The following is a 23,506-nucleotide window of genomic DNA, read 5'->3' as shown; positions in this document are numbered from 1 at the left end:
GACATTGAACAATCTATTTCATAATTAATTCTATTCAAAGCTGTTCCGATTTAAAATATCTGAGAGAAAGTAAAAATTTATCCTAATCCTTGTTGTTTAAGTTTATATTCTTTTCCTAATAACTAATGCAGCTGACCTTCTAATAACTGCTGAGTTAAAATTTAATTGGTTATTAAAAGATGGATTTATTTTTCTGCTTTTAAAAATATAATTTTCAAATCTAAAAATCAAATTTAATGACTTTAGCAATTTTTAAAAATAAACTTGATGAATATTAAGGCTAAATCAGTTCGAAGAGCATGGATGCTCTGAGCTGACCGAGGAACAGGACGTTCCTTCGGGAAGGAAAGCTGATTTAGCTGCAAATACGAATCTTAGTTTATTAAAAATTGATCTGGAGTTCAATTTGATTTTTAGATTCTTAAAATATCTATACTTTAAAGTAAGCAGAAAAATAAATTTCAGCTGCTGTCTAAACTAATTTAATTTTAGCGAAGCGGCGTTTACCAATCTGAATAATCATTCCATCCTCAACCTCAATATCCAGATTAATTTTTTCATATTTCTCATCATTAATACTAACCGCACCCTGTTTAATCATCCGCCGGGCCTGACTGTTGGAATCAACAAGTCCAGTTGCAGCTACCAGCTTCACTATCCAGAGTTCACCATTTTCTAAATCTGATTCTGAAATCTCAATTACCGGAATATCTTCTGGTAGATTACCCTTGGAGAATACACTTTCAAATTCCTGGCGGGCTTCAACTGCATCTTCTTCACTGTGATACTCTGTTACAATCTCATGCGCCAGTTCTTTTTTTAACTCCATTGGATTAAAATCATCGCGATCCAGTTTTTCCTTCATTTCATTTAAACGCTCAATTGAAACATCAGTTAAAAGTTCAAAATAACGGAGGATCATATCATCTGGAATTGACATTACTTTACCAAACATATCAGCTGGTTGATCATAAACACCGATATAGTTATTTAAACTCTTACTCATTTTATTGACACCATCTAAACCTTCAAGTAAAGGCATCATTAAAACTACCTGGGCATCCTGACCATACTCCTGCTGTAATTTACGCCCAACTAACAAATTGAAACGCTGATCTGTTCCGCCTAATTCTACATCGGCTTCAATTGCTACAGAATCATATCCCTGCATTAAGGGATAGAAAAATTCGTGAATTCCAATTGGCTTTCCGGAATTATAACGTTTAGAAAAATCATCACGCTCCAGCATTCTCGCCACAGTATAATGAGCAGATAATTCTAAAACATCAGCAAAATCCATTTCACTTAACCAGTCCCCATTAAAAACCACTCTGGTCTTTTCGGGATCCAGCACTTTAGAAAACTGTTCCTGGTATGTACGGGCATTTTCTAAAACTTCTTCTCTGGTCAGCTGATTTCTGGTCTCGGATTTACCGGTTGGATCTCCAATCATTCCGGTGAAATCACCAATAATTAAATAAACTTCGTGCCCCAAATCCTGAAACTGCTTTAACTTGCGAAGTACCACTGTATGTCCCAGATGAATATCCGGGGCTGATGGATCAAGTCCAAGCTTAACCTTTAAAGGTCTTCCTTCTTTTTCTGCTTCCACCAATTTTTCTTTAAGATCTTCCTCAGAGATAAGATCACTTATCCCTCTTTTTAATATCTTTATCTGTTCCTTAATTTCCATAAAAAACACCTGTCCCTTGCTGTAGGCAACAGGTACTTCACCTCCTGTATCCTTTGTCATTTAATTATAACAGATAGATTAATTAGTAACAAGGGGTACCATAAACAGCTGTTTTATGTTATAATATTTTATTGACGGGAGGTAAAGTAATGAAGAAAAGAACAAAGGCAATATTTTTAATAACTTTTTTATTAATTTTTGCCCTGGGAACAGGCGCTATCTTAGGTGCTGTCACCTGGATAATTCAGGATACTCCTGATATCACAGATTATAAAGGTTCAAGTGAAGCAACTTTAATTTACGATGCTGACGGTGAGCTTTTAACAAAATTATTTAAGGAAAATAGAGTTTATGTTCCCCTGGAAAGAATGCCGGAAGATCTAAAAAACGCAATTGTAGCTATTGAAGATACTAAATTTTATGTGCACCACGGTATTGATTTCTGGGGAATTGGGCGGGCCATGATAAATAATATTATGAAAGGAGATTTACTTGATCAGGGGGCAAGTACAATAACCCAGCAGCTAGCAAGAAATGCTTTTTTAACTTTAGATAAAAATTATCTGCGAAAAATTCAGGAAGCATATCTGGCCATTCAGTTTGAACGCTTATATACCAAATCTGAGATTTTAGAAATGTATTTAAATGAAATCTTTTTAGGTCACAGTGCTTATGGAGTTGAAACAGCTTCTCTGCAGTATTTTGGTAAAAGTGTTGAAGATCTGACTCTGGCAGAATCAGCATTAATTGCTGGTTTACCCCAGTCTCCAAATAATTATACCCCCCTTCGTTATCCAGAACGTGCAATTAGGAGAAGAAATGTAGTTTTAGATAGGATGTACGAACTGGGATATATTACGGAAGCGGAAAGAGATCAGGCCAAAAATGCCGAGTTGAATCTGGATACTGTAGAGGAAAGTGAAGATAATTCAGCTCATTATTTTACCCTTTATGTCAGGGATCAGCTAATTAATCGTTTTGGAGCTTCCATGGTCTACAGTGGGGGATTAAAGGTTCATACCACATTAAATCCAGAAATGCAGGATTTAGCAGAAGAAACTATAAATAATAAGATTGAAAATGGATTTATTCCTTCCTTTCAGAGCAGTCAGAGCGAAAATTTACAACCCCAGCTCTCACTGGTCAGTTTAGATGTTAATAGCGGTGCAATCAGAGCAATGATTGGGGGACGTGGAACTGATCAATTTAATCGGGCTTATCAGGCTGTAAGACAGCCGGGTTCTGCTTTTAAGCCCTTTGTCTACTCTACTGCCTTAATTGAGGGAGATTATACAACTGGTACTGTAATTAACGATTTACCAATGCTTGCTTCCGAGACTGGCAAAGGTGATAAATTAAGCATCTGGCCTCGAAATTATGGAGACCGCTACAGAGGCTTAATCAATTTAAATACCGCTCTGACTAATTCGGTCAATGTAGCAGCAGTAAAATTAATTCAGGATGTTGGAGTTAAGAGTGTAATTGATTTTACAGAACGCCTTGGTATTTCAACCTTTACTAAAAATGATGGGCTTAATGATCATTATTCACTTGCACTTGGAGGTTTAAACCGGGGAGTTACTCCAATAGAAATGGCTTCTGCTTACAGTGTATTTGCCAATAAGGGTATTTATACCGAACCGCATGCTATAACTGAAGTTTATGATAAACACGATAATTTAATTTATGAAGCCCAGCCGGAAAGTAAAATGGTTATGTCAGAAGACAATAGTTACTTAATTACTTCTATGTTAAAGAGTGTTGTTGACAATGGAACCGGGCGCAGAGCTCAAATGAACCGCGATGTCGGTGGTAAAACTGGTACCACAAATGACTATACTGATGCCTGGTTTGTAGGTTTTACTTCTCAGATTGCAACAAGTGTCTGGATTGGTGAAGATACAAATCGCTCAATGGAGTATGATGTTAAAACAGTGGGGAGTGGGGAAGCAGCCCAAATCTGGGGAGATTATATGAGAGAAGCAGTAAAAGATATGCCAGTTATCAATTTCCAGAAGCCAGATAATATAATTGAAGTGGATGTTGATCCTTATACAGGACTGCTTTCAAATCAATATTCACCAAGAATTGATGTGCTGCCCTATATTAATGGTACTGAACCAACTGAAAGGGAAAGTCTACATGGACCTGTAAAAACTGTTCGTGTTGACCGTCAAAGTGGTCTGCTGGCAACAGAAAATTGTCCGGCTGATCAGGTGGAAGAAAGACATTACATTTCTGATTCAGGAATTAGAATCGGACCAACACAGAAAACATTTAGAGAGGTTAACTCCAGTAAAAGCTCAGAAGATCTGGTAAGAGGAACTTATACAATTGAAGCAGGAGAACCTGTACAGCAGATTGATCATGAATACGGAATTCCCAAGGTGCAGAGAAATGGTAATCCGCGTTATGAAAATAAGCCAAATAGAATTTGTAATTTGCATCCTGCCAGTCAGCCGCTGACTGAAGATGCAGATACCAGTACAGAATCTGATTCAGATGACAGTTCTGAGGAGTCAGAGGATTCTATCAGAAGTCTATTTGATATCTTCGGTAATGATTAAATTAAAATAGTTATACTCTTAAAATAATAATATTAAATTAAATATATATTAAAAAGGGATTTCTCCATTTAAAAGTGGAGAAATCCCTTTTTATATCTCAAATATTTTGATTAATCTGCTGTCTATTTTAAATCAAACTCATTTTTTACTGAACCTTTACTATTGTAACTCCCATTCCACCTTCTTTTTGTCTACCAAGTCGGTAATCTTTAACATGAGAATTCTTTTCTAAAACTTCTTCCACAGCCTGACGCAGAGCTCCCGTTCCTTTACCATGAACAATTTCTACTTCATTTAAGCCAGCTAGAAAAGCATCATCTAAATATTTATCAACCTTATGTTGAGCTGCATCATATCTTTCTCCCCGGAGATCAAGTTTTGGAGAAACATGCTGTGATTTCTGGACTCTGTAATTTTTAAGCTGTTTTTCTTCATTCTCCTCCGGAATGTCAACCTTGACAAGATCAGTTAAGGAAGCAGTAACCTGCATAATTCCAGCCTGAATCTGAGCTTCCTTTTTATCTCGATCAATAGAAGTAATCTCACCTTTGCGACCAATACTGCGCACTCTTACCTGATCTCCAACCTTAAAGTCAGCTGCCGAAACTTTTTCTTTCTCTTTTTCATTTTCTGTTTCTAAAATCTGACTTAATTCTTTTAAATTTTGATTAGCAGAAGTCTGAGCTCGATCAACTTCCGAACGCTTAGTAAAATCTTTTTCTTTTAAGTTAGAGATAATTCTACGGGCTTCTTTTTTAGTTTTCTCCACAATTTCTTCTGCTTCCTCACGAGCAGCCTTCATCTCTTCTTCGTGTTTCTGCCGCTGTTCCTCAATCATTCTCTCATATTTTTCTTTTAACTCTTTTTCACGGTTGCGGAATTCTTCCATTTCCTGCCGCAGTTTTTGATAACGATTTCTTTCCTGATTTAACTCATTGATAATATCTTCAACTTTAATTTCTTCATCACTTAAAAGAGTTCTGGCTCGATCAATTATTTCTCTCGGAATTCCCAGTTTGAGAGCAATTTCAAAGGCATTAGAACCACCTGGAACCCCCATTATTAATTTATAGGTGGGCTTTAAAGTTTCAATATCAAATTCAACTGAAGCATTTTCTACCTCATCAGTAGTATAAGCATAACTTTTTAACTGACTATAATGAGTAGTAGCAATTGTAACTGCATTTTTCTGCTGCAGTTTTTCTAAAATTGAAATTCCTAAAGCAGCACCTTCTTCCGGATCTGTACCAACTCCAAGTTCATCCATTAAAACCAGAGTAGAATTATCTGATTCTGCCAGAAACTCTCTAATCCTGGTCATGTGAGAAGAAAAAGTACTCAAACTCTGTTCAATACTCTGTTCATCCCCAATATCGGCAAATATCTTTTTGAACACTGATACCGTAGAATTAGCTGCAGCGGGGATGTGCAGACCACTCTGAGTCATCAGAGTTAATAAACCAACGGTTTTAAGGGAGACAGTCTTACCTCCAGTGTTCGGTCCTGTAATTACCAGAGTTGAGATATCATCTCCCAGTTTAAGATCAATTGGTACCGGATCTTCTTTTAACAGGGGATGGCGAGCCTGCTTTAGTTCTATCAGACCCTGGTCGTTAATTTCAGGTGCATTACATTCAAAATCAAGACTGAATTTAGCAGCAGCTGCAATACTATCCAGCCTGCTGATAATCATTAAATCTTTTTTGATTATGTCTTCAGACTGAGCTATTTTTGAACTGAGCATCTGTAAGATACGCTGGATTTCTGCGCTCTCTTTAGCTCTAACCTCTCGCAGTTCATTGTTTAATCTAACTACTGACATTGGCTCCATAAAGAGAGTTAAACCACTGGCAGACTGTCCGTGCACAATCCCATCAAAATTGTTGCGCTGTTCCTGTTTCACGGGCACCACATAACGATTTTCTCTTCTTGTTACAATATTTTCCTGCAGCATATCCTCATAGTGTTTACTTTTTATAATTGAGTCCAGTTTATCGCGAATAGAATTTTCTATAGAATCCATTTTTGAACGTAGAGACTTTAATTTCGCACTTGCATCATCTGCAACCTCACCATATTCATTAATACAGCGATCAATCTCCCGGGCCAGAGCCGGTCTGCTCTGTAAATCCGCACATAGATCATAAATTATTTGATATTCCCTTTCAACTATCCGGGGATCCAAATTAGACTCTATATCGTCCAGATAACGCTTTAGCTCTGAAACCCCTCTGAGGGTGCTCCTGACTCTGCTGATAGCATCTGTAGAGAGTACTGATCCTTTAGCTGCTTTTTTCAAATCATCTCTGATATCCCTCACCCCACCAAAAGGTGGAGTAGAAAACTCGTCCATCATTGATTTTAAGGCAGTAACTTCTGACAGCCTTTGCTTAATATAATCGCTGTTACTTACAGGTTCTAAATTATTTACAATTTCTTTCCCTATTTTAGTTGCCGCTCTCTCGGCAGTCATTTTTATTATTTTTTTATATTCCAATACTTCCAGACTGTGTTCTCTCAACTTAAATACCTCCGGAATTTAATTTTATTACGCTTTTTATTACAGATTAAACAAAACACTTTCTTAAAATTAATCAATTTTCTAAATCAATCTAACCTGTTATTACTTTTTTAATTTAAAAAACTCATTCAGTTCATTTACAGTAAAAGTATTAATTACGTCTCCTTTTTCCAGCCAGCCACGGCGGGCAGTCGCAACTCCCAGTTCCATATCACTGTACTCTTTGTAATGATGAGCATCAGTATTAATCGAAATTTTAGCACCAGCTTTTTTAACTTTCCGTGCCCATTCTGCATCCAGATCCAGCCGTTGAGGAGAAGCATTGATTTCCAGAACGGTATTATTCTCTGCAGCAGCTTTAATGACTTTTTCTAAGTCAACTGCATAGGCCTCTCTTCCCTCAAGCATCCTACCTCTGGGATGTCCTATTAGTTTAACATAAGGATTTTTAACTGCCCTGATAATTCGCTCTGTCATTTCCGCTTCTTCCAGATTAAAATAACTGTGTACAGATGCAATAACAAAATCCAATTCTTGTAATAACTTATCTTCAAAATCTAAATCACCATTTTTAAGAATATCAACCTCTACACCTTTAAAAATCCGGAAATCTTCAAAATCCTGATTTAGCTCATCAATTTCCTGGAGCTGTTTTTTTAACTCTTCTGTTGACATCCCACTGGCTACTGTTAAAGACTGAGAATGATCAGTTACGGCAATATATTTATAACCTCGTTCTTTAGCCGCCTCTGCCATCTCCCTGATTGAAAAAGCACCATCACTATAACGAGAATGAAGATGTAGATCACCTTTTATATCTTCTAATTCAATACTATCCGGCAGTTCTCCTTTCTGAGCAGCTTCTATCTCTCCCTGATCCTCTCTTAGTTCAGGAATAATATAATCCAGCCCCAGAATCTTAAATATATCTGCCTCAGATTCAATTTTTTCTTTGCTGTCATCATCTCGAAAAAGTCCATATTCACTTAATTTTAAATTATGCTCTTTGGCCAGCTGCCTCATCCTGACATTGTGGGCCTTAGAACCGGTAAAATAATGAAGAGCAGAGGGGAATTCTTCCTTACTTACCAGACGAAAATCTGTCTGAACTCCCTGCTCAGTTCTAATACTGACTTTAGTCTCTCCTGCACCAATAACTTCAGCAGTAAAATTTAAATTTTTTAGCTTTTGAGAAAGTTCTTCTGGTTTTGCTGTAGCTATCAAAATATCAAGGTCCCCCGTCAGTTCTTTTGCTCTTCTGCTGCTGCCGCAGATTTCAATTTCCTCAAAAAGATCGGGCTCAAGTTCAGTTTTAATTGTTTCTATTATCTCTCCAGCTGTTTTTAAAGCCTTAGCCAGATTTATTTTATCTACATATTTTTCATGATTCTTTAAAGCCTTTAATAATTTTTCTTCCGACTTTTTACCAAAACCTTTAAGTTCCTGAACTTTGCCCTCTTTAAGAGCTTTCTCCAGTGAAATTAAATCTTCAATCTCCAATTCATAATAAAAACGATGAGCAGTTTTTGGTCCCAGACCCTGAATATCGGTCATCTCGATAACACCAGGTGGAAGTTCAGCTTTGATTGCTTCCATTTCCTCTATTATTCCATCCTGCAGCAGTTCTGTAATTGACTCAGCAATACCACTGCCAATTCCGTTTATTTCTTTAAGTTTATCTTTTTCTGCCAGCTCAAAAATATCATCAGGATAGGATTCAATTTTACGGGCAGCATTTGTATAAGCTCTTATTTTAAAATCATTCTCACCTTTAATTGCCAGTAAATCAGCAAACTCTGTTAGGATTTTAGCAATTTCTTTATTGCTCATTTCCTGCATTGTAACACCTCTTTCTATTAAGATCTTTAATTTCATTTAAGACGCCAAAAGGCCATGAATATCTCATGGCCGAAAAATTTCTTCAATCTTTGATTGGATTAATGGTGATGCTTCGATAATTCTGCTTGCCAGAAAAGAATTATTTAAAACATCATTTATTTTTTGATAGGGAATTTGGGCCAGAATTAAAACTAGCAAATAAATGATAATTCCACCTTTTACTAAGCCTAACAAAAACCCTAAGGCACGATCTACTGGCTGTAGAAAAATAGAATCCACAATTTTTTTAAGTGTAATTCCTAAAACATGGATCACAATATTTACTACAATAAAGATTACTGCAAAAGAAATAAACTGCAGTAGGGAAATAGATAAATCCAGATAAGGCTCTAAAAACTGGGTAAAATACTGATACTGCCTGACTGCTACAAATAATGCAGCCAGCAGTCCCAATATTGTACTTGTCTGATCTATAAATCCTCTTCTAAACCCATTAAAGGCAAAAAAGAGTATAATTACTAAAATTATAACATCGAGGAAATTTATGATATCCAATTAATCTACCTCCTCGAGTAGAGTATTTAATTCCTCATTCTCCTGACGCAGTTTTTTTAACTCCTGATGTAAGCTTTGATTTGCCTCTTTAAGTCTCTCTTTTTCTTTACTTAAATCAACACACTGACTGCGCAGTTTAAAATATTCATCAGCCAGATTAATCATTGTCAAATGTGATAAACGTCTAAAGGGCAATTTAGGATAAGCATTTTTTATCTCTTGACCTGTTTTTTCCACATGATCAGCAAGTTTATTTATATAATCCTCACTGAAATCTCCAGTCACAGTAAATTGATCACCCAAAATATTTAATTTGAATTTTTTCTTATCTTGATTTTTTTCCTCTATCATTAGCAACATCTCCAACTATAGTAGTCTACTTTATTATATTCATTACAAAAGTCGAAATTCCTGCCTGAAAATTTAATTTCCTCTAATTTCTGCGGAATATTCTTCTTTGAGATGATTTACTATCTGATTAAAACGCTCATTAACCTCCTGATCGGTTAAAGTTCTATCCTCTGCCTGGAATTTTAATTCAAAAGCAGCACTCTGATAACCAGCCTCAATCTGATCTCCTTGATATATATCAAAAAGCTCCAGACCTTTAAGCATTGAACCACCTTTTTCTCTGATTGCCTGATGGATATCACCAACTGCAACATCCTCTGCCATTACAATTGCCAGATCTCTTGCCAGCACAGGATATTTAACTAATTTATGATATTGATAAGATTTTTCTGCAGTGATTTCAAACAGAAAATCCAGATCCAACTCAAAAACAGTTGTTCCGGCAGGTAAATTATTCTGATCTGCAAGTTCTGGGTGGATTTCTCCAATAAAGCCAAAAGTCTGAGTTTGATCATACTTAATCTCAGCTCTGCGGCCTGGATGCAGAAAATCTCGATTGTCATTATCAGCAATGAAGCTGTACTTTTCCAGCTGGACTCTATCAAATAACATTTCCAGCACCCCTTTTAAGGCAAAGAAGTTAGGAGCTCCCTGCTGCCAGAGGTTATTACTCTGTCCAAAGATTCCTCCTCCGAGTTTATTTAGCTCTTCAGGACGATTACTGCCCCCTCTGTTTCTAAATACTGTTCCGGTTTCAAAGACAGCCATTTCTGAACCCTGACGGCGGGCATTAGAAGAGAGAACATCAATTATTCCCGGCAGCAAAGTAGTTCTTAAAATTCCAAAGGCCTCACTCAGCGGATTTTTGATGCTTACAAATTTTGCATAGTCTTCAAATTGAGTTAAATTTAAGTCCTGATAACTTTTTTTATCCTGTAGACTATAGGTAATTACTTCATCCAGCCCACCTGCCTGCAGCAATTTTTTAACTCTCGCTTCAAATTTTTGTTTGGAAGACCTTTTACCTCTCTGTTTAGAAGTCGGTCTGGTAGAAGGAATTCTATTATAGCCATAAACCCGGGCGATTTCCTCAACTAAATCAGCTCCCTGCTCCACATCAGTTCTATAGGAGGGAACAGTAACCTCAAACTCATCAGCATTAGCAGTTGGCTCAACCTCAAAACCCAAACGCTCAAGACTTTCTTTAACTTCAGCAGCTTCTAAATTAATTCCTAATAGCTCATTAACTCTTTTAGCAGCTAGAGTAATCACAGCTGGTTCATATTTTAAAGGATAATTATCAATTACGCCAGGAACCACTCTGGCTCCATCACATTTAGCAAGCATCTGACAGGCCCGGTTGTTGGCTTCTATCACCTTTTCTATATCCACACCTCTTTCGAAACGGTGGGAAGAATCTGAATGCATTCCCAATTTCTTGGCAGTTTTGCGAATGCTAACCGGATTAAAATAGGCAGATTCAATTAAGACATCGGTAGTTTCCTCAGTTACCTCAGTATTGGCTCCCCCCATAACTCCACCAACAGCAACTGCTTTTTCTGGATCAGAAATAACAAGCATTTCATCATCCAATACTCTTTCTTCCTCATCCAGGGTCAACATTTTTTCTTCTGCATCAGCCCGGCGGACAATAATTTTACCATCTTTAATTTTATTAAAATCAAAAGTATGAAGTGGCTGATTATATTCCATTAAAACAAAGTTCGAAATATCAACTACATTATTGATCGGTCTGATCCCGGCTGCTTTAAGTCGGCGCTGGATCCATTCCGGCGATTCTTTGATTTTAACATTTTTAACCAGACGGGCAGTATAACGGGGACATAAATCCGGGTCCTCTATTTCTACTTGCGCATAATCATTAATATTTCCTAATTCTTCAGCCTCCTCGAATGAGATTGGAGGAGTGTTTAAAGTCTTCTCCTGAGCATATAAAGACTTGATCTCACGAGCTACACCAATCATTCCCAGACAGCGGGCATAGTTAGGTGTTAAATCAAGCTTAAATACATAATCATCCAGTCGCTTATACTTAAGAAAACTGCCGCCCAGAGGAGCATCATCATCCAGGACCATAATTCCTTCAGCTCTTTCTTCCTGCAGCCCAAGCTCGTCTTTAGAACAGATCATTCCCTGAGAAAGTTCGCCTCTTAATTTAACTTCTTCAATCTTCATTCCACCAGGAAGAGTTGATCCTACTTTCGCAAATGGAACCATCTGTCCTACTTCAACATTGGGAGCTCCTGTAACAACAGGAATTAGTTCTTTATCTGATCCAGTTTTAACCAGACAGATCACAAGTTTATCTGCATCAGGATGTTCTTTAATCTCTTCAATCCTGGCAATAATTATATCATCTAAACCTTCTCCTAAGTACTCAACTCCCTCAACTTCCAGACCAGCCATAGTCAGCTTTTCCGAAAGATCGTCAGGAGTAAAATTTATATCAATATATTTCTTTAACCAGTTATATGATATCTGCAAAATTATCATCCTTTCTAATTTTAAAATTAACAGCGTGTTCAAAGCTGCATAAATCCCTTAAATAATTAAAATGTTATTCACAATTTATAATTAATTTTATAATTTAATTTAAAACTGATGTAAAAACCGCTTATCATTTTCATAAAGCACTCTAATATCATCAATTCCATATTTTAATAAAGCCAGACGGTCCAGACCTACTCCAAAGGCAAAACCACTATAAATATCCTTATCATAACCTGACATTTCCAGCACATTTGGATGAACCATTCCTGACCCCATAATCTCCAGCCAGCCAGTCCTGGAACACAAAGGACATCCTTCTCCGCCGCAGACAATACAGGAAACATCTACCTCAGCACTCGGTTCTGTAAAAGGAAAATAACTGGGACGAAATCTCACATCTCTATCTTTTCCAAATAAAGCTTCTACAATTAACTCAATTGTTCCTTTTAAATCACTAAAAGAAATATCTTTGTCAATAACTAAACCCTCTGTCTGATGGAAAATAGGAGAATGAGATGCATCCAGTTCGTCAGAACGATAAACTCTGCCTGGAGCAATTATTCTAACCGGAGGCTCCTGTGCTTCCATAGTTCTTACCTGGACCGGTGATGTATGAGTTCGCAGTAAATAGTGATCATCAATATATAAAGTATCCTGCAGATCACGGGCCGGATGGTGTGCTGGAATATTTAGAGCTTCAAAGTTGTAATATTCACTCTCTACTTCAGGTCCCTCGGCAATTTCAAAACCCAGACCAATAAAAATATCTTCTAATTCTTTAGTTACTAAAGATAAGGGGTGAGAACGTCCCGCTTCTACCCGGCCGCCAGGAAGAGTAACATCAATTTTTTCTGCTTCAAAACGTTTTTGAGCCGCTTGCTTTTCCAATCTTTCTTTATGTTCCCCCAGCCAGTTCTGAATTTTATTTTTTAATATATTTGCTTCTTTTCCTACAATAGGCCGCTGTTCCGCCTCAATTTTTCCCATTTTGGAGAAAACAGACTGGACAGCCCCTTTTTTACCTAAATACTTTATTCTCAGTTCTTCTAATTGGTCAAGACTTTCAACTTCTTTTAATTCTTCTTCTGCTTCATTTTCAATCTTTTTTAGATCATCTAGTAGATCCAAAACTAACACCTCCATGTTATATATATGTTAAATTTTTTATTCTAAAAATAAAAAAATCCCGCCCTGAAGGGACGAGATACCGTGTTACCACCCTGATTATCCCACCTAAATGTGGAATCACTTTCTTTTGTTAACGAAAGCCATTAGCTTCCGGAAAAACCTACTTAATTCAGTCCTCAGCTCCAGAGTGAACTTCGCTAAATTTGATAATTTAACTGCTTTCAGCTGCTGCAGTTAATCTCTACCAGTATCATCTCTAGTTACTCTCTCCTTCTCAGCCATTAAATATACTATTCTTTTTTGATTATACCATAGAAAAAATATTCTCACAAGAATAAAAGTTAAAAATTTCTGTTTCAAATTTAAATTAAAATAGCAGCAGTATCAGCTTAAATCATTATCTTTTTAACTGCTGAGAAAGTATTTCAAAAGAAATTACCGATACTGCAACTGCCGCATTTAAAGATTCAATTTCTCCAGCCAGCGGAATTTTTATTTTTGCAGTAGCAGATTCTAATAATTGCTGATCCAGACCATTTGCCTCATTTCCAATCATTAAAATCAATTTATCCTGATACTGATGCTCAAAATGATATTCTTCAGCCTCTATATCTGCTGCCAGCAGTTCGTATTCTGCTGCCTCATTTTTAATTTCTTCCAGAAAATCTTTTTGACTCAACTTTTGTCTGATCGCTATCGAAAAAATCCCACCCATGGTGGCTCTAATAACTTTTTGATTATAAATATCTACTGAACCCTTGAGAGCAATAATACCATCAAAACCTGCTGCAACAGCAGTTCTGATCATAGTTCCCATATTCCCGGGATCCTGAATCCTATCTAAAAGTAATATTTTTTCGGTCTGCTGATAAAAATCATCACCTTTAAAAACAGATTCATTTACTACCGCCAGGATTCCCTGTGGATTAACTGTAGAAGCAGTTTCTTTTAAAAGTTCTTCTTCAATATAGATAAATTCTGCCTTTAATTTTAAAGCAGCCAGTAAATTATCATTTGCAGCTGATTTAAAAAAAGCAGGAGTGAGAAAGACCTGTTTAAAATCCGCTCCTCCTGCCAATGCAGCCTCAATAAGCCTTTTCCCCTCCAGAATAAAGACACCTTCCTGACGTCTATTTCTGCTGCGGTAAAGCTTATTTAGATGTTTAACTTTATCATTTTGAGAACTGCTGATTATATTCATTTAATTAGTTTCCTAATTTTTCTTTTGCCAGATCTACTAAATCAGCAAATCCATCAGAATCATTAACTGCTAAGTCAGCTAACATTTTACGATCAATTTCTACATCAGCCTGTCTCAAACCATTAATGAAACGGCTGTAAGAAAGACCTTCATTTCTAGCTGCAGCATTAATTCTTGTAATCCAGAGCTTTCTAAATTCTCTCTTTTTATTTCTTCTATCTCTATAAGCATAATGTAAAGACTTCATTACCGCCTGATTTGCAGGACGATATAACTTACTGCGGGAACCAAAATATCCCTTAGCCATCTTTAGAACTTTTTTTCTACGCTTGCGCGCCTTATTTCCTCTTTTTACACGTGGCATCTTAAATGACACTCCTTCCAAAATTTTAACATATATTATTTTTTATCTTATTTTATTATTGCTGTTTATCCATGTAATAATTTCTTATATTTCTTCTGATAACTTTTGCTTAATAATTTAGCTTTACGTAATTGTCTTTTTCTATTTCCAGATTTCTTAGTTAAAATATGACTGTGAAATCCTTTGTGATGCTTAAGCTTACCGTTAGCGGTAGTCTTAACTCTTTTAGCAATTCCTTTATGTGTTTTCTGCTTTGGCATGATTTAACCTCCTAATACTGTAATAATCAAAAATTCATTCTAAAATAACTCCGTATTAAAACCAGTTATTAAAGTGAATTCTAAGTTGTTTAATTGACTACTGTTTATCACTTTCGGGAGTTAGAAACATCATCATATTTCTACCTTCCATTTTGGGTTTGCTTTCTACCTTACCAATATCTTTAGTCTGTTCAATTAGGCGATCCATCAGATCATATCCTAATTCTTTATGCATCATTTCTCTTCCTCTAAAGCGAATTCTTACCTTAACTTTATCCTTATCATTGAGGAATCTACGAGCCTGCTTTAATTTAACATTAAAATCATGGTCTTCAATTTTAACACCCATCTGAACCTCTTTAACATTCATTACATTCTGGTTCTTTTTGGCTTCTTTTTCTTTTTTAGCCTGCTCATACTTGTACTTACCATAATCCATAATTCTGCATACAGGTGGATTAGCCTGTGGAGCAACTTCTACTAAGTCCAAACCCTGTTCTGCGGCTCTATCCAATGCATCATCCAGCGACTTGATACCAATTTGCTCTCCTTCTTGATCGATCAGACGAACCTCTCTTGCTCTAATGCGATCATTAACTCTTAAATCATTAACGATATTTATGCACCTCCTGAGTGATATAAAACAACCAATATAACAAAAAAACGAGTGGTAGAAACCACCCGTTAAATACAATGATCAGCTAAAGATAGACTATCCCTCAAGATAAGTCTACTTCTCCCGCAGAAATTAAAATTCTAAACGAGAAACTGATATTAACCAGTTTAGGACTGGTGAGAAACAGGTGCTTCTACTTTGTTTTCCTTAATTATTATAGCATAGGGTACTGACTGTGTCAAGAAACATTTCAAAACTTTCCTCCAGAATAAGCTGGAGAAAAGTTAATTAACAAAAATCTATTCGACATCTTCTGTATTAATTTCTTTTGCTTCAATTTCTGCTAAAATATTAGTTTTAAATTCATCTAAATCACTTGTTCCTAAGTCACCTGCACGTCTATCCCTTACAGACACAGTTCCATTTTCTTCTTCACGTCCACCAACAATTAACATATATGGTACCTGTTTAACCTGAGCATCTCGTATTTTATAACCTACCTGCTCTGAACGGCTGTCAACCTTCACTCTAATATTTTCTTCTTTTAGATCTTCTTTAACTTTAAGTGCATAATCGATCTGATCATCAGAAACAGGAATAACTTCTACCTGTACCGGGGCCATCCAGGTTGGAAAAGCACCTGCAAAGTGTTCAATTAAAATTCCAATAAAACGTTCAATACTACCATAAATTGCACGGTGAATCATTACCGGTCGGTGTTCATCTCCATCCTGTCCGATATAACTTAAATCAAAGCGCTCCGGCATCTGGAAGTCAAGCTGGATTGTTCCACACTGCCAGGTTCTACCGAGACTGTCTTCTAAATGAAAGTCAATTTTAGGACCATAAAAAGCCCCATCACCTTCGTTGACTTCATAATCCAGTCCATTTTTTTCTATAGCATTACGCAGAGCGTCAGTTGCCTTATCCCAGAGTGCTTCATCTCCCATTGCTTTATCGGGTTTAGTACTTAACTCAACATTATAGTTAAAACCAAAGGCACTGTAGATTTTATCAACTAGCTTAATAACTCCGCTTAATTCTTCTTCAATTTGAGTCGGAAGACAGTAAATATGAGCATCATCCTGAGTAAAGCTTCTAACCCTCATTAATCCGTGGAGAGCTCCTGACATTTCATGACGATGTACGAGACCCAGTTCAGCCATTCTAATTGGAAGCTCACGATAACTGTGCATCGAATCTTTGTAAACTAAAATTCCACCTGGACAATTCATTGGTTTAACAGCATGAGTTTCTCCATCAATTTCAGTAAAATACATATTATCCTGATAGTGGTCCCAGTGTCCTGATTGATGCCAGAGGGACTCATCCAAAATAATAGGAGTTTTAATTTCTTCATATCCAGCCTTGCGGTGCTCTTCTTTCCAAAAATCAATTAATTCGTTTCTGAGAGCCATCCCTTTGGGATGGAAAAAAGGAAAACCTCTTCCTTCATCCTGCATGCTGAAAAGATCAAGTTCCTTACCGAGTTTTCTGTGATCACGTTTTTTAGCTTCTTCTACTCTGTGCAGATATTTCTCTAAATCTTTTTCGCTGGCAAAAGCAGTACCATAAATCCGCTGCAGCATTTCATTATCCTCATCACCGCGCCAGTAGGCTCCAGCTACATTAAGCAGTTTAAAAGCCTTTACATAACCAGTAGAAGGAAGGTGGGGACCCCGACAGAGATCTACATAATCTCCCTGAAAATAGAGGCTGATCATCTGATCATCCAGTTCCTCAATTAATTCTAGCTTATATTTTTCATTTCTCTTTTCCATTAATTCAATTGCTTCTTGACGTGGAAGTTCTTTCCTTTGTATTTCTATATCTTCCTCGATAATTTTTTCCATCTCAGTTTCAATTTCTAGCAAAGAATCTTCATTAAAATTTTCTTCTAAATTAAAATCATAATAAAAACCCTCTTCTATTGTAGGTCCAATTGCAACCTGTACATTTTCATAAAGTCTTTTTACCGCCTGGGCCATCACATGTGAAGTAGTGTGACGAATGATATCCAGGGCCTCATCACTATCAATAGTAATAATAGAAAGTTCAACATCCTCTTCAATTGGATAATAAGCATCCACTTCTTTACCATTAACAACACCAGCTATGGCATCTCTCCCTAAACCACTGCCAATAGAATAAGCAACTTCTTCTACTGTTGTTCCAACATCATATTCCTTAACCGAACCATCGGGCAGTGTTACTTTAACTTTTTCCATTTAACATCCTCCTTATAGGTCTGATAATCTTTTATAAAATTAAAAAAATCCCTCATCTCATTATAGAGACGACGGATTGCGCGGTTCCACTCTAGTTAATAATAATTATCTCTATTCTAGATTAATAATAGAATAGTTAAAATCATTATTCCCTTAATAAGATAACGGCTTAACCGGATAGAAATACTTAATTCCTTCTACCTGCTCCAGGGTGGTTTTCAATTTAATGATAAGTTATGTGCTTTCAGCCGCCGGCACAATTCTCTTTTTACTCACAAATAAATTTACTCTTCCCTATCAGGGCATTTATTTTCTTTATTTTTTATTATTATATTCCTAAAAACTTAAAAAGTCAAATCAAAAAATATTTTCTATTTTTTATAATCTACTATTTAAAACAGAAAATTCCACAAAATTGTGGAAAAAGTGGTGCCGGGGGTCGGGCTCGAACCGACACGGGAATAAATTCCCACCGGATTTTAAGTCCGATGCGTCTGCCAATTCCGCCACCCCGGCAAATATTATTAAAATGGTGTTGGTAAGTGGATTCGAACCACTGGCCTCTACGATGTCAACGTAGCGCTCTGACCAACTGAGCTATACCAACTTAAAATATTAAGTTAGCACTTTAAACTCACCCTTAAAATGAAAAATGTGCAAGCAAAAAAGTGGTGCCGGGGGTCGGGCTCGAACCGACACGGGAATAAATTCCCACCGGATTTTAAGTCCGATGCGTCTGCCAATTCCGCCACCCCGGCAAATATGTAATATTCAACTTGCGACATTTTGTATTATATCAATGGTTTTTAAATTTGTCAAGATAATTATTTTAAATTATTTAAATTGTTAATAAACTTTCATTTAATGCTTTTAAAATAATAAAATGGCACCAAATCCGGCACCTTTTTTTCAAATAAATAAAAAAATAGTGATTTGAATAACAGCTAAGATCTCTGTTATATCAGTAATAATGAATTGGAGGCGGCAGACGGATTTGAACCGTCGAATAAAGGATTTGCAGTCCTCTGCCTTACCACTTGGCTATGCCGCCAGGCTGCAAATAAAATGGAGCGGGAAACGAGATTTGAACTCGCGACCCTCACGTTGGCAACGTGATGCTCTACCACTGAGCTATTCCCGCAAAAAGTGGTGGTGGGAGACAGAATCGAACTGTCGACACGTGGATTTTCAATCCACTGCTCTACCGACTGAGCTATCCCACCAAAATGGCGGAGGAGACGGGATTTGAACCCGCGATCTCCGGCTTGACAGGCCGGCGCGTTAAACCGCTACGCTACACCTCCGCGTTGGTAAGAAGTAGAAAGTAAGAAGTCAGAATAAGACTTCAAACAAAACTTCTTTTATTATATTTGCAAATAAAAATGGTGGGCGAAACAGGGCTCGAACCTGTGACCCCCTGCTTGTAAGGCAGGTGCTCTCCCAACTGAGCTATTCGCCCATCAGCAGTAATCAAAAAGCTTAATTACCGCATCAGCAATAACTAGTATATATAAAAAGCTACTTTAAGTCAAAATTCAATATAGACTGTTATCAGTAATTAAATTATTTTATGTTAAATATACTACTAAATACTTAAAAAATCGACTGTAGATAATTTTTTCTCAAAAGCTTATTTTTTCTATTCTATTCAATAAACTCTAGCTTTAATTCGTCATTTTCTCTAACATAATTAAAAATTTCCGCTGCCAGTACAGGGTTGATGTCTGTTTCTATAGAATTATAACTTTCAACTATCGTATTATAAAGTTCTTTAACATTAAATAATATATTATTAGATTTCAGCTTTGAGATTACAGAATTAATTAATAATTTCTGTCTCTCAAATCTATCCATGGAATCAGAACTCCTCCAGCGAACAAAATTTAAGGCTTCTTTTCCAGATAATAGATTATCACCTTCTTTTAAATTAAGCCCCAGGCCAGGCACTACTATTTCTTCCTCAAGTGATATTTGTACTCCACCTAATTCGTCTATTACCTTCTCAAAACCCTGGTACTTAAGATAAACATAATAATCAATTTCAGTTTCGGCAATATCTTCCACAGCCGTTGAAATATCACCGTTATGATATTTTCTTAATAACTGACCCTGATAGATAGTATCTTCATCAATATGTTCTATCTGCAGTTGATTTAACTCCGGTCTTAACTTAGCAAGCATTATTGAATCAGCTTCTACAGTACCTATTGCTACACTTTCTTCACTGTCAAGTCCAACAAATAATATATTTAAATCCTGAGTAAAATCGCTTTCTGATAATCCCAGAATAGATAAAATTCGATCCAGCAGAGATGGATCTTCCAATTCTCGAGCAAAATCATCCTGAGTCTCGTCTTCTAGCTGTTCATCTCTCTCTACTCCAGCGTCTCCTTCTAACTGCTCGTCCCTTTCTACCTGATCTTCTCTATCCTGAGCAGTATCCTCTTCCGGCTCAGACTCAGCAGTTATTTCTGCCTCATCCTCTTCAACAGCATCCTCACTCTCCGGCTCAATATCTGATCGGATTGAATCCTCTGTTTCTGGAGTTGCTTTCTGACTCTGATCACCATTAGCTGTTTTTTCTTCAGTCTCCACTGAACCATCTTCTGCTGCAGTATCTCTTACTGCTTCTTCACTCTCTACAGCAGAGGTTTTCCCGGTATCAGTTATTTCATCAGCTGTATCACTTTCAGACTCTATCGCAGTTTCAGTTTCAACTATATCTTCATCTTCTGCAGGAGGAGCATCACTTTCTTCAGTCTGTTCGGCTGGCTTTTCTGTATCCCCCTCATCTTTTTCGGTTTCTCTATCTGAAGTAGCCGCTGTATCTTCACTTTCAGTAACTTTTTCAGTTTCTGTTCCAGTTTCTATTTTTTTAGCACTATCTGTACTTTCTTCAGTAGGAGCTGTTTCTTCAGTTACCTGGGTTTCGCCTTCTTCACCATTCATAGCCGGCTCTTCATCAATACTATCTTTACTCGGCTCCATAACTTCATTTTCCTCAACCTGATTATCTGGTACTGGTTCTAAATCTCTTTCTAAGTAATAACCAGCCAGTCCAATAAATAATAAGAGTAGTGCTATCAGAAAAACTCCTATCCATTTATGTTTCTTTTTTGATTTTTGATTATCTTGTGTATTTTTTTCTGCCAATGTTATTGCCTCCCTATTCCCTTATATTCATAATATTCGTGATTATAGGCTCAATTCCTGCATGAAAGAAATTTCTTTGTCTATTTTAAAAAATCTAAATTTTATTTATTTTTTATCTACCAAACTTATTTGCTGATTTTTATTGACAAAGTAAATTTTTATGGTATAATTTATAATTGTGATGCCGAGGTGGCGGAACTGGCAGACGCGCTAGCTTGAGGGGCTAGTGGTCTAATAGACCGTGCGGGTTCGAATCCCGCCCTCGGCACCATTTTAAATTTAATACGATAATTTACCCCTAAGTTTACCCTGGTAGTGCAGGTTTCTTGGGGGTTTTTCTATTTCTGCCATTTTTTTAACATAGTTCGGACAGAACGGGCCATTTCTTTGCTGAATCCGGCTCCAGTTTTCCTGGCATACATTAGCTGACCATAATTATCTGCATTAAATGAGTTATCAGGGTTAAATTTTTGACTCCGTTCAGCAAACATATTGTCTAACTCTTCCTCATTCAAAGATCTATATTCATTTTCAAAAACTAAATACTTTTTATCAAAACGAGATTTGATTCCAGGCCTTTTTTCTGGATAATGCCCCATTACCAGCATCGAAATAGGAAAAACAAATTCCGGCAGAGATAAAATTTCCTGATGTTTTTCATAATTCTCCATAATATCACCAATATAACAGGAACCAATCCCCAGTGATTCTGCTGCAATAACAGAATTTTGAGCAGCAATTAAGGCATCACTGCAGGCCAACATCAAGTCAGCCTCGCTTGGACTACTATAATTAATATCTTCTCTTAAACAAAATTCCTTAACCGCAGATAAGTTATAATAATCATACCAGCGCTGATAATCTGCCAAAAACACCATAACCAGCGGAGCCTTTGCAATAAAAGGTTGATGATCACAGCTTTTACTCAGCAGCTTCTTTTTTTCCTGGTCCTCAATTACAATTATTGAGTAAAGCATCATGTTACCAGCCGTAGGAGCCCTTAAAGCACTATTAATTATAGTATCTTTGTCTTGCTGACTAATCTCTTTATCAGCATATTTACGCAAAGAAGCTCTTTTATTTATCAGTTTTATTGTTTCATTCATTATCTATTCCTCCACTTAAAAATTTTAAATCTAACTTAATCATTTATAAACAGTGCATTTTTGATTCAGCCTGATCCCAGGGAACGGTATAACCTTTTCCTCTGCTGCAAAAAATTGAGGAAGAAGAATACTCTCCATCTTTATTCTTATTATAATTACTTTCCTTAATGATCTGCTCACTATTATGACATAAATCATAACCACCAAATTTAAAATTTATAATTCCTTTACCACCGGTAAAAGCTCTCAGTTCAAGCGGATAATCCATAAAAGTAGCAGCAGGAGCCTGGCCACGGATTACTGCCTGTTCACCACTAACATCAGGTGGCTCAAAACTTCCTTTTGCTTTTTCAATATCAGAAATAACTCTTCCCAGATAATCCAAATTAATTTTGATCTTAAACTCATAAAAAGGTTCTAAAAGTATATTTTTTGACTTTTCTAAGCCCTGCCTTAAAGCTCTGTAGGTAGCTTCTTTAAAATCACCACCACTTGTATGTTTATTATGTGATTTGCCGGTTAATAAAATTATCTTTAGATCTGTTAGCGGACTTCCTGTTAAAATTCCTCTATGTTCTCTTTCTAAAATATGTTGTTTAACCAGATTCTGTAGTCCCCTGTTTAAATCATCTGTACTGGCTCTATTCTCAAAATTAAACCTCTCTTTAATTAAACTTTTTAAAATTTCAAGCTGAATTGTACCTATTACATTGATCTGAATTTCTTCTGTTTTAGAATTCCAGCCCACCTCTAGAGAAGGATCTTCTGCATCTAGAATTTTAAAAGATTTCAGCAAGCTTCGGGTGTTAACTTCTTTATCATAAATTACTTTTGATTTTAAAGCAGTCTGATGCTGGTCTGATTTTAAACTATCTAATTCACCAAAAGCAGTTCCCGCTCCTACCTTTGATAACCCTAGAACTCCTGCTATTTCTCCCGCTTTAACCTGATTAACATTATGATAATCTTGTCCATTATAGATCCTTAATTCTGTAATTTTTTCTGTTATATATTTCTGATCTATCTCATATTCTAGCTCTTCTCTCACTTTTAAACTACCATTTACAACTTTAATATGGGACACACGGTTATTATCCTGATCATGAGAAATTTTATATAAAAGTGCCTGCAGTTTCTGCCCATTCTGAGCCGAACAAACTCTATCAGTCAGCAGTGCCAGTTGATCAAAAAATTCTTTTACCCCCTGATCATTTAAGGCTGAACCAGATCCGGCTATGAAAATTTTTCGCTTTATTATCATCTTCTTTATCTCTTCCAAAAATATTTTTTTATTAATTTTTTCTTTTAAATATAAATCCTTAAATTGCAATGTTAAATTGAACTAATTTCAAACTGTAATAATTTTAATTGTATAGAATTTGTTTTAGTTGATCTTCAAAAGCTTCATTTGGA

Annotated in this window: 16 protein-coding genes, 9 tRNA genes and 2 other annotated features; of the genes, 2 read left to right on the top strand and 23 right to left on the bottom strand. The window is 36.4% G+C overall.

Features of this window, described 5'->3' with window-relative positions:
- Positions 1-472: 472 nt before the first annotated feature.
- Positions 473-1,753, bottom strand: a complete 1,281-nt coding sequence (gene tyrS, locus C7958_RS11585) for a tyrosine--tRNA ligase (RefSeq protein WP_243834337.1) — start codon at positions 1,751-1,753, stop codon at positions 473-475.
- Positions 1,754-1,842: 89 nt separating this feature from the next.
- On the opposite strand from tyrS, the gene C7958_RS11580 reads away from it, so the two are divergent.
- The gene (locus C7958_RS11580; protein WP_111572833.1) at positions 1,843-4,260 is read left to right on the top strand and encodes a penicillin-binding protein 1A; all 2,418 of its coding nucleotides are present in this window, start codon (positions 1,843-1,845) and stop codon (positions 4,258-4,260) included.
- 145 nt (positions 4,261-4,405) lie between these two features.
- Here the strand turns inward: C7958_RS11580 and C7958_RS11575 are convergent, their stop codons facing one another.
- The 20 genes from C7958_RS11575 to C7958_RS11480 all read right to left on the bottom strand — a co-directional run bounded on the left by C7958_RS11575 (position 4,406) and on the right by C7958_RS11480 (position 20,987).
- Positions 4,406-6,781 (bottom strand): endonuclease MutS2, encoded by a 2,376-nt coding sequence (locus C7958_RS11575; protein ID WP_111572832.1) that lies wholly within the window; start codon positions 6,779-6,781, stop codon positions 4,406-4,408.
- Positions 6,782-6,883: 102 nt separating this feature from the next.
- Positions 6,884-8,620 carry a DNA polymerase/3'-5' exonuclease PolX gene (gene polX / locus C7958_RS11570; RefSeq protein ID WP_111572831.1) on the bottom strand — a complete coding sequence of 579 codons (1,737 nt, stop codon included), beginning with the start codon at positions 8,618-8,620 and terminating at the stop codon, positions 6,884-6,886.
- A gap of 63 nt (positions 8,621-8,683) precedes the next feature.
- Complete coding sequence (locus C7958_RS11565) at positions 8,684-9,175, bottom strand: CvpA family protein (protein WP_111572830.1); 492 nt, start codon at positions 9,173-9,175, stop codon at positions 8,684-8,686.
- Positions 9,176-9,526, bottom strand: a complete 351-nt coding sequence (locus C7958_RS11560; protein ID WP_111572829.1) for a cell division protein ZapA — start codon at positions 9,524-9,526, stop codon at positions 9,176-9,178.
- Positions 9,527-9,598: 72 nt separating this feature from the next.
- The gene (gene pheT, locus C7958_RS11555) at positions 9,599-12,040 is read right to left on the bottom strand and encodes a phenylalanine--tRNA ligase subunit beta (RefSeq protein ID WP_243834339.1); all 2,442 of its coding nucleotides are present in this window, start codon (positions 12,038-12,040) and stop codon (positions 9,599-9,601) included.
- Positions 12,041-12,139: 99 nt separating this feature from the next.
- Positions 12,140-13,165, bottom strand: coding sequence for a phenylalanine--tRNA ligase subunit alpha (gene pheS, locus C7958_RS11550; RefSeq protein WP_111572827.1), 1,026 nt, complete (start codon positions 13,163-13,165; stop codon positions 12,140-12,142).
- A gap of 64 nt (positions 13,166-13,229) precedes the next feature.
- Positions 13,230-13,450, bottom strand: a binding site (T-box leader).
- Between the two features lie 112 nt (positions 13,451-13,562).
- Entirely contained in the window at positions 13,563-14,366 is an 804-nt protein-coding gene (locus C7958_RS11545; protein ID WP_111572826.1) for a TrmH family RNA methyltransferase, read from the bottom strand.
- A gap of 4 nt (positions 14,367-14,370) precedes the next feature.
- Positions 14,371-14,730: a 50S ribosomal protein L20 gene (gene rplT / locus C7958_RS11540; protein ID WP_111572825.1), complete on the bottom strand. Its 360-nt coding sequence runs from the start codon at positions 14,728-14,730 to the stop codon at positions 14,371-14,373.
- A gap of 65 nt (positions 14,731-14,795) precedes the next feature.
- Positions 14,796-14,990, bottom strand: a complete 195-nt coding sequence (rpmI, locus tag C7958_RS11535; RefSeq protein WP_111572824.1) for a 50S ribosomal protein L35 — start codon at positions 14,988-14,990, stop codon at positions 14,796-14,798.
- A gap of 97 nt (positions 14,991-15,087) precedes the next feature.
- Positions 15,088-15,642 (bottom strand): translation initiation factor IF-3, encoded by a 555-nt coding sequence (gene infC, locus C7958_RS11530; RefSeq protein ID WP_111572870.1) that lies wholly within the window; start codon positions 15,640-15,642, stop codon positions 15,088-15,090.
- A gap of 263 nt (positions 15,643-15,905) precedes the next feature.
- Positions 15,906-17,834 (bottom strand): threonine--tRNA ligase, encoded by a 1,929-nt coding sequence (thrS, locus tag C7958_RS11525; RefSeq protein ID WP_111572823.1) that lies wholly within the window; start codon positions 17,832-17,834, stop codon positions 15,906-15,908.
- Between the two features lie 61 nt (positions 17,835-17,895).
- Positions 17,896-18,144: a binding site (T-box leader), on the bottom strand.
- Between the two features lie 117 nt (positions 18,145-18,261).
- Positions 18,262-18,350 (bottom strand) — tRNA-Leu (locus C7958_RS11520).
- 14 nt (positions 18,351-18,364) lie between these two features.
- A tRNA-Val gene (locus C7958_RS11515) sits at positions 18,365-18,441 on the bottom strand.
- Positions 18,442-18,503: 62 nt separating this feature from the next.
- Positions 18,504-18,592, bottom strand: a tRNA-Leu gene (locus tag C7958_RS11510).
- A gap of 218 nt (positions 18,593-18,810) precedes the next feature.
- Positions 18,811-18,885, bottom strand: a tRNA-Cys gene (locus tag C7958_RS11505).
- A gap of 15 nt (positions 18,886-18,900) precedes the next feature.
- Positions 18,901-18,975: transfer RNA gene (locus C7958_RS11500), tRNA-Gly, on the bottom strand.
- 6 nt (positions 18,976-18,981) lie between these two features.
- Positions 18,982-19,057, bottom strand: a tRNA-Phe gene (locus C7958_RS11495).
- Positions 19,058-19,061: 4 nt separating this feature from the next.
- Positions 19,062-19,138, bottom strand: a tRNA-Asp gene (locus C7958_RS11490).
- A gap of 79 nt (positions 19,139-19,217) precedes the next feature.
- A tRNA-Val gene (locus tag C7958_RS11485) sits at positions 19,218-19,293 on the bottom strand.
- 185 nt (positions 19,294-19,478) lie between these two features.
- Positions 19,479-20,987 carry an LCP family glycopolymer transferase gene (locus C7958_RS11480; RefSeq protein ID WP_243834336.1) on the bottom strand — a complete coding sequence of 503 codons (1,509 nt, stop codon included), beginning with the start codon at positions 20,985-20,987 and terminating at the stop codon, positions 19,479-19,481.
- 183 nt (positions 20,988-21,170) lie between these two features.
- Here C7958_RS11480 and C7958_RS11475 point away from each other — a divergent pair.
- Positions 21,171-21,258: transfer RNA gene (locus C7958_RS11475), tRNA-Leu, on the top strand.
- 67 nt (positions 21,259-21,325) lie between these two features.
- On the opposite strand, the gene C7958_RS11470 is transcribed toward C7958_RS11475, so the two are convergent.
- Both C7958_RS11470 and C7958_RS11465 read right to left on the bottom strand, forming a co-directional pair.
- Positions 21,326-22,093, bottom strand: coding sequence for a nitroreductase family protein (locus C7958_RS11470; protein WP_166668534.1), 768 nt, complete (start codon positions 22,091-22,093; stop codon positions 21,326-21,328).
- Between the two features lie 43 nt (positions 22,094-22,136).
- The gene (locus C7958_RS11465; protein ID WP_111572821.1) at positions 22,137-23,354 is read right to left on the bottom strand and encodes a TetM/TetW/TetO/TetS family tetracycline resistance ribosomal protection protein; all 1,218 of its coding nucleotides are present in this window, start codon (positions 23,352-23,354) and stop codon (positions 22,137-22,139) included.
- Positions 23,355-23,506: the final 152 nt, after the last annotated feature.

The organism is Halanaerobium saccharolyticum, from assembly GCF_003259895.1.
Taxonomy (GTDB): Bacteria; Bacillota; Halanaerobiia; order Halanaerobiales; family Halanaerobiaceae; genus Halanaerobium; species Halanaerobium saccharolyticum_A.
This window is presented reverse-complemented; position numbering and strand designations above follow the sequence as displayed.